This window comes from Rhodanobacter sp. MP7CTX1, assembly GCF_014205795.1.
In the GTDB taxonomy this organism is placed as follows: domain Bacteria; phylum Pseudomonadota; class Gammaproteobacteria; order Xanthomonadales; family Rhodanobacteraceae; genus Rhodanobacter.
In genome coordinates this window covers 540831-551187 of the sequence record NZ_JACHCN010000001.1, presented here as the reverse complement: position 1 = coordinate 551187, position 10357 = coordinate 540831, and the positions used below count along the sequence as shown (strand labels likewise).

The following is a 10357-nucleotide window of genomic DNA, read 5'->3' as shown; positions in this document are numbered from 1 at the left end:
CTGTGCCTACGGCCAGATGCGGCTAAGGTCCCTCCACCCCGGCAAGCCCTTTCTGACTCGCCGCCGTCAAACATACAAGCGACTTCAGTCGCGATGCTCTGGGTTTGCTCTAAAGCTCTAAAGCAAGCAACACAGCAAAGCCAAGCCAGAGCATCGCGACTGAAGTCGCTCCCACAGGTTATCCCGCAGGCCTTCGCGTACAGGGTGCGCTCCTACAGGCGGCTGATTGGTGGGTTCAACGCGGGGTGGCGAGCACGTCGTCGAGTTGCCAGAGACCGGGGCCTCGTCCACTCAGCCAAAACGCTGCCTGCAATGCACCCCGGGCGAAAATGGAACGGTCGGTGGCGCGATGGCCAAGTTCCAGTCGTTCGCCCTGCCCGATCAGCATCGCCGTGTGCTCACCGACGATGTCGCCACCGCGCACCACCGCGAAACCGATGCTGCCTTCGGCCCGCTCGCCGGTTTGGCCTTCGCGGGTGTAGACGGCTGCCGCTGCCAGCGTGGTATCGCGCGCGGCCGCCGCCGCATGACCCAGCGCCAGTGCGGTGCCCGAGGGTGCGTCCTGCTTGCGACCGTGATGCGCTTCGACGATCTCCAGATCCCAACCCGGCAGCGCAGCGGCCGCCTCGCGCAGCAGCCTCGTCAGCATGGCCACGCCGAGACTGAAATTTGCCGCACGCAATACGCCGATATTTGCAGCCGCCGCAATCACCCGTGCTTCCAGTGCGCTGTCGATGCCCGTGGTGCCGCTCACCAGGGCGGTACCGTGTTCAAGGCAGTGATCGAGCACCACAGCCAAAGCCGCAGGCCCGCTGAAATCTATGACCACATCGAGTGCGGGAGCCTGCGCCCAGTCGTGTGCATATCGCAGCGAATGGGCACTGCCGGTAAATACAGGCTTACCATCCTGGGCAGAGCCTGGCGCCACTACGGCATGCACCAGCTCGAAGCGGGTGTCGCCATCCAGCAGGTTCAATAGAGCGCCGCCCATCCGGCCGGAAGCACCGTTGATGGCGAGGCGTAGGGGTCGGGTCATCGGCACACTCCAGTCACAACGGTCGATCGGCACATGCTACCGCGTGGGCCAGTGGCCTCACGCAGTGACTTTCGACCAGAACTGCTTCACGCCATCGACCCAGCCTTTCGCGCGCGGGGTGTGCTTGTCGTCGTTGCCTTCAAAAGTGGCTTCCAGCGAAGCGAACAACTCACGTTGCTGCTTGGTCAGACGCACCGGAGTTTCCACCACCACGCGGCAGATCAGGTCACCGTTGCGGCTATTGCGCACCGACTTGACGCCGCGGCCACGCAAACGGAACTGGGTACCAGTCTGCGTTTCTGCCGGAATGCTGATCGGCACCTCGCCTTCCAGCGTGGGTACCGGCAACTCGGCACCGAGCGCGGCCTGCGAGAAGCGGATTGGCAGCTCGCAATACAGATCGTTGCCTTCACGCTGGAAGATCGCGTGCTCGCGCACATGCACTTCCACATACAAGTCGCCAGAGGGCGTACCCGACGGACCCGCTTCACCCTGCCCGGTCAGGCGGATGCGGTCGCCGTTGTCGACGCCGGCGGGAATCTGCACCGACAGCGTGCGGGTTTCCTCGATCCGACCTTCGCCATGACACTTCTTGCATGGCTTCTCGATGGTCTGACCCGTACCGCCGCAATGCGGACACGCCTGCTGGATCGAGAAGATGCCGTTCTGCATGCGCACCTGGCCGTGGCCGTGACAGGTCTTGCACTTGCTGACCTTGCCGTCTTCCGAACCACTGCCGTTGCAGTGATGGCAGTTGACCTGGGTGGGGATCTCGATCTGCCGACTGACGCCGAAGACGGCCTCTTCCAGATCGAGCTCCATGATGTAACGCAGGTCGGCGCCACGACGCGGGCGACCGCGACCACCACCGTTCCTGCCGAAAATATCGCCAAAAATATCGCCAAAGATGTCACCGACGTCGCCGAAACCGGCGCCGCCGCGACCGCCCATGCCGTGCTCGAACGCGGCGTGGCCGTGCTGGTCGTACATCGCGCGTTTCTGCGCATCGGCCAGCACTTCGTAGGCCTCCTTGGCCTCCTTGAATTTCTCCTGCGCGGCAGGATCATCCGGACAGCGGTCAGGGTGGTACTTCATCGCCAGCCGGCGGAAGGACTTCTTCAGCTCGACTTCGGTGACGCTGCGCTCGACGCCCAGGACTTCGTAGTAATCACGCTTGCTCATTCATGCATCCACACTGCTTTGTCGCGCCGCTGCGGAACCGATGACTCGGTACCCCGCTTTCAACAGACAGCCCGCGCCGGGATGATTCCCGGCGCGGGCTGAAGTCATGACCGTGCCGGGAATCATCCGGGCATGGGCCGCCAATTATTTCTTGTCGTCTTTCACTTCGGTGAACTCGGCATCGACCACGTCGTCCGGCTGCGCCGATCCGCCCGGTGCAGACTGCTGTGCACCGGCATCGGCCGAACCACCGCCCTGAGCCGCTGCATACAGCGCCTGCGCGGTCTGCTCGAGCTTCTCGACCTTCGACTCGATCGCGGCCTTGTCGTCGCTGTCCTTGGCCTTCTCAAGATCGGACAGCGCACCCTCGATGCTGCTGAGCTGATCCGGCGGCACCTTGCCGCCGTGTTCTTTCAAAGCCGTACGCGTGGCGTGGACAAGCTGATCGGCCTTGTTGCGGGTGGCGACCAGTTCGTGGAACTTCTTGTCCTCTTCCTTGTTCGCTTCGGCATCGGCGACCATCCGCTGGATCTCGTCCTCGGACAGGCCCGAACCGGCCTTGATCTCGATCTTCTGTTCCTTGCCGGTCTTCTTATCTTTGGCCGACACATGCAGGATGCCGTTCGCATCGATGTCGAACGTGACCTCGATCTGCGGCTGTCCGCGCGGAGCCGAGTCGATACCCGACAGGTCGAACTTGCCCAGCGACTTGTTCGCGCTGGCGCGCTCGCGTTCGCCCTGCAGCACATGCACGGTCACCGCGGTCTGGTTGTCGTCGGCGGTGGAGAACGTCTGCGCGGCCTTGGTCGGCACCGTGGTGTTCTTCTCAATCAGCTTGGTCATCACGCCGCCCATCGTCTCGATGCCGAGCGACAGCGGGGTGACGTCAAGCAGCAGCACGTCCTTGACGGTGCCACCCAGCACGCCGCCCTGGATCGCTGCGCCCACGGCAACAGCTTCGTCCGGGTTGACGTCCTTGCGTGGCTCCTTGCCGAAGAAGTCCTTTACCGACTCCTGCACTTTCGGCATGCGGGTCTGACCACCGACGAGGATGACGTCGTTGATGTCAGATATGCGCAGGCCAGCGTCGTTCAACGCGGTGCGGCACGGCTCGATGGTGCGCTTGATCAGTTCATCGACCAGCGATTCCAGCTTGGCGCGGGTCAGCTTGATGTTCAGATGCTTCGGACCGGAAGCGTCAGCCGTCACGTACGGCAGGTTCACGTCGGTCTGATGACTGGTGGACAGCTCGATCTTCGCGCGCTCGGCCGCATCCTTCAGGCGCTGCAGCGCCAGCGGATCCTTGCGCAGGTCGATGCCCTGCTCCTTGTTGAATTCGTCAACGAGATAATCGATGACGCGCATGTCGAAATCTTCGCCGCCAAGGAAGGTGTCGCCGTTGGTGGCCAGCACTTCGAACTGCTTCTCGCCGTCGACTTCAGCGATCTCGATGATCGACACGTCGAACGTGCCGCCGCCCAGGTCGTATACCGCGATCTTGCGGTCGCCGCCCTTCTTGTCCAGGCCATAGGCCAGCGCGGCCGCGGTCGGCTCGTTGATGATGCGCTTGACGTCCAGACCGGCAATCTTGCCCGCGTCCTTGGTTGCCTGACGCTGACTGTCGTTGAAGTACGCCGGCACCGTGATCACGGCTTCGGTGATCGTCTCGCCGAGGTAGTCCTCAGCGGTCTTCTTCATCTTCATGAGGACTTTGGCAGCGATCTCCTGCGGCGCCATCTTCTTGCCGTCGGAGGTCTGCACCCAGGCGTCGCCGTTGTCATGCGCGACGATGCCGTAGGGAACGATATGCAGGTCTTTCTGCACTTCCGCGTCGGTAAACTTGCGGCCGATCAGGCGCTTCACCGCGTAGAAAGTATTTTTCGGGTTGGTGACGCTCTGGCGCTTGGCCGAGGCACCCACCAACACTTCGCCGTCCTTGTTGAACGCCACGATGGACGGCGTGGTGCGGTCACCTTCCGAATTCTCGATGACCTTGGCGACACCGCCGTCCATGACGGACACGCACGAGTTCGTGGTGCCCAGGTCGATACCAATGATCTTGCCCATGTGTTTGCTCCGAATCTTTTTTGCGGCCCCCGCGGCCGCGACTGGTTTTCAGATGGGGGTCTGGCCCGGCGATTCAATGCCGGCAAGGCCCCGGATGCTGTTTCTTTGTCTATGTTTGTCGTCTTTGCCAGCGCGCCATTCAGGCTCGCGCCGGCCCAACTCAGTCCTTTGCCACGGCAACCAGTGCCGGACGCAGCAGCCGATCGTTCAGCACGTACCCCTTCTGCAGCACGCTCACCACCGTACCCGGCGCCTTGCCAGGAGCCTCAACCATGCTTACCGCATGGTGACGATCCGGGTCGAGCGGTTGGCCGAGCGGGTCGATCTGCGCCATGCCATTGTTCTCGCCCACCTTCAGCAGCGACTTCAAGGTAAGGCTGATGCCCTCGCGCATCGAGGCAAGGTCGCCGCCCTCCACGGCCAGACCGCCTTCCAGGCCGTCGTAGACCGGCAGCAGTTCGTTCAACAGCTTCTCATTCGCAAAACGGCGGGCCTGTTCCACGTCGCGGTGCAGGCGGCGACGCTGATTTTCCAGCTCGGCCTTCTCGCGCAGCACGGTCTCGCGCAGTTCGGCATTGCTCGCTTCCAGCTCGGCTACGCGAGCCTGCAGGCTGGTGAGTTCGTTCGTCGACGATTCGTCCGACGCACCCTGATCGGGCACCTCTTCGTGCGACTGCGGGTCGTTGTTTTGCATGCATCACTCCAAACGGATTTCGTGGCCGGCATGAGCCAGCCCTTGATTCTGCGGGAAATCCCCGTCTCCCGCTGCGGTTATAGGGTCGTGGCGGCGCGATTCAAGGCGTCGCTGAGCAATCCGGCGGTCGCTTGAACCACTGGAATCACCTTCTCATATGCCATCCGGGTCGGCCCGATCACTCCGACGGCACCCAATACACGTCCCTGCGCACCGTAACTGGCGGTGACGACACTGCAGCCGTCGAGCGCAGTGAAACCGGACTCCTCGCCGATGAAAAGCCGCACACCGGGAGCCCGGGCGCACACTTCCATCAACTGCAGCAATTCGTTTTTCTGCTGGAACGCGTCGAACAGCTCGCGCAGTCGCGGCACGTTGGCCAGCTCCGAATAAGCCATCAGATTGGTCTGCCCGCTGACCAGGACGTCGTTGCCGCCGGCCTGGGGCGCAAACGAGGCAGTGGCTAGTTCCATCGTGCTCGAAAGCAGCCGGCTGAGCTCACTGCCAGCCTCGTGCAACTCCGCCAACAGATGCGTGCGGATGTCATCCACCCGCAGTCCGGCAAACTGGCTGTTGAGGTAGTTCGCGGCCTGCTCCAGTTCGCGGCTGTCTAGCGGTTTGGCCAACTGCACGATGCGGTTCTGCACCTGGTTGTCGGTGAAGACCAGGATCACCAGCACCCGCGCATCCGGCAACGGCACAAAATCAATGTGTCGCAGCGGAAAATCGACATGGCGCGGCACGGTGACCACGCCGGCAAAACGGGTCATCGCCGACAGCAAGGCCGAGGCATTGCCGAGCAGGTCGAGTGTGGTGGTTGGTCCCGGCGGCAGCTCGCGCTGCAGGCGGGCCATCTCATCGCGCGGCAGCGGCTGCAATTCGATCAGGCTGTCGACGAACAGGCGCAACCCACGCGGCGTCGGCACGCGGCCCGCCGAGGTATGTGGGGAGGACACCAGCCCAGCGTCCTCCAGATCGGCCATGATGTTGCGGATTGTCGCCGGGCTTACGTCCAGCCCGGACGAACGCGACAGCGTGCGCGAGCCCACGGGTTCGCCGTCGACCAGATACTGGGCAATCAACGTGCGCAGCAGCCGCCGCGCACGCGCATCGAGGTCGTGACCATGAGGGTTGATCATGCGCTGTAGCAATCCTTGAGACACCACAGAAATAAGGTCTGCGCGCGCAGCTTGCAAGTAGAAGCTGTGTTTTGCCTAGTCCGCCTGCCGCTACAATCCCTCGACCTCATCACCTGACTACCCATGCTCACCTCGCTCTACGTCCGTCAATTTGCCGTCGTCGAAGCCGCCGAGATCGCGTTCGGTCCCGGCCTGACCGTGGTCAGCGGCGAAACCGGCGCTGGCAAATCCCTGCTGGTCGATGCACTGATGCTGTTGGCTGGTGCCCGCGCCGACAGCGGCATGGTACGCGCCGGCAGCGATCGTGCCGAGCTGGCGGCAGAGTTCGACCTGGCTGAGTTGCCCGAAGCCCGCGACTGGCTGCAGCGGGAGGAACTGGACGAAGACGGCGGCTGCCAGCTACGCCGGGTGATCCGCGTCGAAGGCAGCTCCAAGGCCTGGATCAACGGTCGCCCTGCCAACGCCCGTCAACTTGGCGAGTTGGCTTCGCTGCTGGTCGAGATCCACGGCCAGCACGAGCATCAGGCGCTGCTGTCACGCCCGCACCAATTGGCCTTGCTCGATGCTTATGCGGGTCATGACGCACTGCTGGCCCAGGTACGCGACAGCGCACTGCAATACCGCGAACTCGGCGCGCGGATGCTCAAGCTGAGCGGTGGTGAGGATCGCGAACAGCGCATCGAGCTATTGCGTCACGAACTCGGCGAGCTGGAACAGTGGGCGCTCCCGACGGCCGAGCTGATCGAGCTTGAGGCCAACCACAAGCGCCTGGCCAATGCCGGACGACTGGCCGAGGGCGCCGCCGGGGTGGTCGAGCTGCTCGATGGCGACAGCGAGTTCGCACTGCGCCGCGCGCTGGGCCGCGCACATGCCGAGCTGGGCAAACTCGCCGCGCTGGACGACAAGCTGGCGCCATTGCTGGAGCTGCTCGACAACGCGGCGATCGAGCTGGGCGAAGCCGCCGATGGCCTGGGCCGCTACGCACAGGATGTCGATCTCGATCCGGAGCGCTACATCGAGGTGGATAAACATCTGGGCCATCTGCATGAGCTGTCGCGCCGGCATCGGTTACCGGTAGTCGAATTGCACGACAAGCTCGCCGCGTTGCGCATTGAACTGGCCGAGCTCGAAGGCGCTGGCGATGCACTGGAAAAATTGGCCACGCAGCGCCAGCACTTGCGGCAGGAGTATCTGGACGCAGCGGCTCAACTGAGCCATGGGCGTGCGACCGCCAGCGAGCGCCTGGCCGAGGAAGTCAGCGCACTGATGATCGAGCTAGGCATGGCTGGCGGCCTGCTGCGCATCGAGCTGGAAACGGTCACCGGCGACGAGCCTGATCCGCAAGGCCAGGAGCGTTGTGAACTGTTGGTCAGCGCCAACCCAGGCCAGCCACCACGACCGCTACGCAAGGTGGCTTCCGGTGGCGAACTGGCACGCATCAGCCTGGCGATCGAAGTGGCGACGCTGGGCAAGGACACCGTCGGCAGCATGATTTTCGACGAGGTCGACACCGGCATCGGCGGTGCTGTGGCCGAGGTGGTCGGGCAGAAACTGCGCGCTCTGGGTGGTCAACGCCAGGTGCTGTGCGTCACCCACCTGCCCCAGGTGGCTGCCCAGGGGCATGCGCACCTGCGCGTCAGCAAGCACAGCGAGCGCGATTCCACCCATACACGGATCGACAAACTGGATGCCAGCGGTCGCCGCGATGAACTGGCGCGCATGCTCGGCGGCCTTGAAATCACCCGTGAAACCCGGGCGCACGCCAAGCAGATGCTGGAACGGGCGCAAGTTGACTAAGTGCCTAGTGCCCACAGGCATGGCCAGAATCAGGTTTTGAGCGGCAACAGCCCGCGTTCGCTAGCCATCCGGTAGAGATCCAGTTCCGAACCCGCGCCCAGCTTGCCCATCAGGCTGGCGCGATGGATATAGACCGTTTTCTGACCAATGCCGAGCTCTGCTGCCGCCTGCTTCGGCGTGCGGCCACCGGCCAGCAACAGGAACACCTCGCGTTCGCGGGTGGTCAGCCGATTGATCGGATCAAGCATGGCGTTCGGTCGTTCGGCCCGGCGCTGGCGTAAATCCGAGCTCAGAAAACACTCCCCCTGCATCACGGCACGCAAGCCAGCCACCAGCTCTTCCGGCGCCACGCCCTTCGTGACGTAACCGCTGGCACCACGACGCAAGGCCTCGGACACATACGGCTCGCCATCGTGCATGCTCAACACCACGATGCGTGTTTGCCCCGACACACTGAGCAGATGCTCGATCAGGGGCAGGCCACTGCCGTCCGGAAGAGACAGATCCAGCGCCACCAGATCCGGGCGCCAATGACTCACCGCCTCCACCGCGTCGTCGGCGCTGCGGCACTCCGCCACGACGTCGAGATCGGGCTCGAGCTCGATCAGCCGTTTGAAGCCCTCACGAACGATGGCGTGGTCATCGACCAGAACAATGCTGTACATGGCGCTACTGTACACACTAGGCCAGGCGCTTAGGCGGATCTGCCTAAGCGCCTGTCGGCGGCGGCAACGGGCATCTGCGCGGATCGCCCGTGTACCATCCGTGCATGCGCTTCAAATCACTCTATCTTCCCGATTCAGGCCCCCTGCTTGGCGCTGGCTATCTGTTGCTGTGGTTGCTGTTGTGGCCAACCGTGCAGCCGTACTGGATGCTCCCGTACGGCCTGCGGTTTGCTGCGTTGCTGCTTACGCCAGTGCGCCATTGGGGCTGGCTGCTCGGTGCGGAAGTTGTCGCCAACGCCGGCATCAACGTGTTCCAGGGCATGCCGCTGAGCTGGCGCGGATTCATCATTGCCGAGTGGCCCGAGCCACTGGTGATGGCAGCCGGCCTGTGGCTGATGCGACGCTTCAACCTGCATGCCAGCCTGCAAAGTCCGCAGGATGTGACCCGGTTGCTGCTATCCGTCATCTTGATCGTGATGGCCACCACGGCGGTGGATGCCGCCCTGATCGCCCTGATCCACACGCCCAGTTCGCCGGCATTGATGATCAGCGAACTCGGCGAGGATCTTCTCAGTCATTACCTTGGCATCCTGTTGATCGTGCCGTTGATGATCATGCTGCTGCGTACCCGATTCGATCATCGGGCGTTGGCCAGCCTGTTCATGGATGGTCTGCTGGTGATGCTGCCATCGATGATGATCTTGCTGCTGCTGTCCGCACAAGCCGCGCCGGAACCGCAATTTGCCCGCGTGCTGTCATTGGCATTGGTATTGTTTTTTGCCTTTCGACACGGCTGGCGCGGCGCCAGCCTGGCGATGATCATTTCCAGCCTCGGCATGACCCTGGTGGACCAGCATCTGGGGCACGCCCCTTCGACCGCTGCCGCGTATCTGTTTCTGGCCGTGGCGGGTACCGGGGCCATCATGCTCGGCTCGGCCACCGATGCCTTGCGCCGAAGCAGTGAGCGGGTGGCCGAGCAAAATGTCTATCTGGGTGCGGTCAACCGCCGGCTGGATCAGCTTGCCCAGCAACTGCGCAGTGCCGCTCGCGGCAATCTGCAGACTGACGAAAACCAGCGCAGGCATCTTGCCGCAGAGCTGCACGACGAGCTGGGCCAGAACATCACCGCGATCCAGACCCATGTAAAGCTGGCCCAAGCGCGCCTGCATCAAGCCGGCATGGAAGACATCAGCACCTCGATCAATACCATCCTCGCCCACATGCGGCGCGCCCTGCATCGACTGCTGGATGATCTGCGTCCAGCCGTGCTCGACGAGTTCGGGCTATTGCGTGCCCTTGATGAGGGCCCGATCCGCGATCTGCTGAATACCGCCGGCGTGGCCTATCACACCGAGTTGCATGGCGACCCACGCCTGCTTGACGACGATACCCGCACGGCGATCTACCGGCTGGCCCAGGAAAGCACGACCAACGCGGTCAAACATGCCCAGGCAAGCGAGTTCAGGTTGCGTCTACGGATCGGTGAACGTCATGGCATCGCGCTTGCGCTGCTGGATCTGCGTGACAACGGCGCCGGCCTACCCAGTCGCCTGCCACGCGGCGGGCGCGGCCTGCAAGGCATGCGCGACCGGGTGACCTCCCTGGGTGGCCAGTTTCGCCTGCGTGCCGATCATGCCGGTGTTCACCTGCGCATTTTGCTGCGATGCAATATCTGTCACACGGAGGTCGGCCGGCTGAAATCCGCCGACTAGCAGTCGGTCAGATCGGAGTCGATTTGACCTAGGAATTTTTCCGATACCGCAAACGTAAAGGCATC

8 protein-coding genes are annotated in these 10357 nt (G+C 63.2%); 2 read left to right on the top strand and 6 right to left on the bottom strand.

Translation table 11 applies throughout. The features are described 5' to 3' along the window. Window positions 1–235 precede the first annotated feature (235 nt). The 5 genes from dapB to hrcA all read right to left on the bottom strand — a co-directional run bounded on the left by dapB (window position 236) and on the right by hrcA (window position 6118). The gene (dapB, locus tag HDE77_RS02650) at window positions 236–1036 is read right to left on the bottom strand and encodes a 4-hydroxy-tetrahydrodipicolinate reductase (RefSeq protein WP_184415570.1); all 801 of its coding nucleotides are present in this window, start codon (window positions 1034–1036) and stop codon (window positions 236–238) included. A gap of 57 nt (window positions 1037–1093) precedes the next feature. Next, a complete protein-coding gene (dnaJ, locus tag HDE77_RS02645) occupies window positions 1094–2218 on the bottom strand; it encodes a molecular chaperone DnaJ (RefSeq protein WP_184415569.1) in 1125 nt (374 codons plus the stop codon). Between the two features lie 144 nt (window positions 2219–2362). Further along, window positions 2363–4285: a molecular chaperone DnaK gene (gene dnaK, locus HDE77_RS02640; RefSeq protein ID WP_184415568.1), complete on the bottom strand. Its 1923-nt coding sequence runs from the start codon at window positions 4283–4285 to the stop codon at window positions 2363–2365. Between the two features lie 160 nt (window positions 4286–4445). Continuing rightward, the gene (gene grpE / locus HDE77_RS02635) at window positions 4446–4979 is read right to left on the bottom strand and encodes a nucleotide exchange factor GrpE (RefSeq protein WP_184415567.1); all 534 of its coding nucleotides are present in this window, start codon (window positions 4977–4979) and stop codon (window positions 4446–4448) included. A gap of 77 nt (window positions 4980–5056) precedes the next feature. Then, complete coding sequence (gene hrcA / locus HDE77_RS02630) at window positions 5057–6118, bottom strand: heat-inducible transcriptional repressor HrcA (RefSeq protein WP_184415566.1); 1062 nt, start codon at window positions 6116–6118, stop codon at window positions 5057–5059. A 123-nt stretch (window positions 6119–6241) separates the two neighbouring features. Here hrcA and recN point away from each other — a divergent pair, with 123 nt between their 5' ends. Next, on the top strand, window positions 6242–7915 hold the full coding sequence (recN, locus tag HDE77_RS02625; RefSeq protein ID WP_184415565.1) for a DNA repair protein RecN: 1674 nt from the start codon (window positions 6242–6244) through the stop codon (window positions 7913–7915). Window positions 7916–7944: 29 nt separating this feature from the next. Here the strand turns inward: recN and HDE77_RS02620 are convergent, their stop codons facing one another. Continuing rightward, window positions 7945–8580: a response regulator transcription factor gene (locus HDE77_RS02620; RefSeq protein WP_184415564.1), complete on the bottom strand. Its 636-nt coding sequence runs from the start codon at window positions 8578–8580 to the stop codon at window positions 7945–7947. A gap of 104 nt (window positions 8581–8684) precedes the next feature. Between HDE77_RS02620 and HDE77_RS02615 the strand changes: the two genes are divergently transcribed. Continuing rightward, window positions 8685–10292: an MASE1 domain-containing protein gene (locus tag HDE77_RS02615; protein WP_184415563.1), complete on the top strand. Its 1608-nt coding sequence runs from the start codon at window positions 8685–8687 to the stop codon at window positions 10290–10292. Window positions 10293–10357 lie beyond the last annotated feature (65 nt).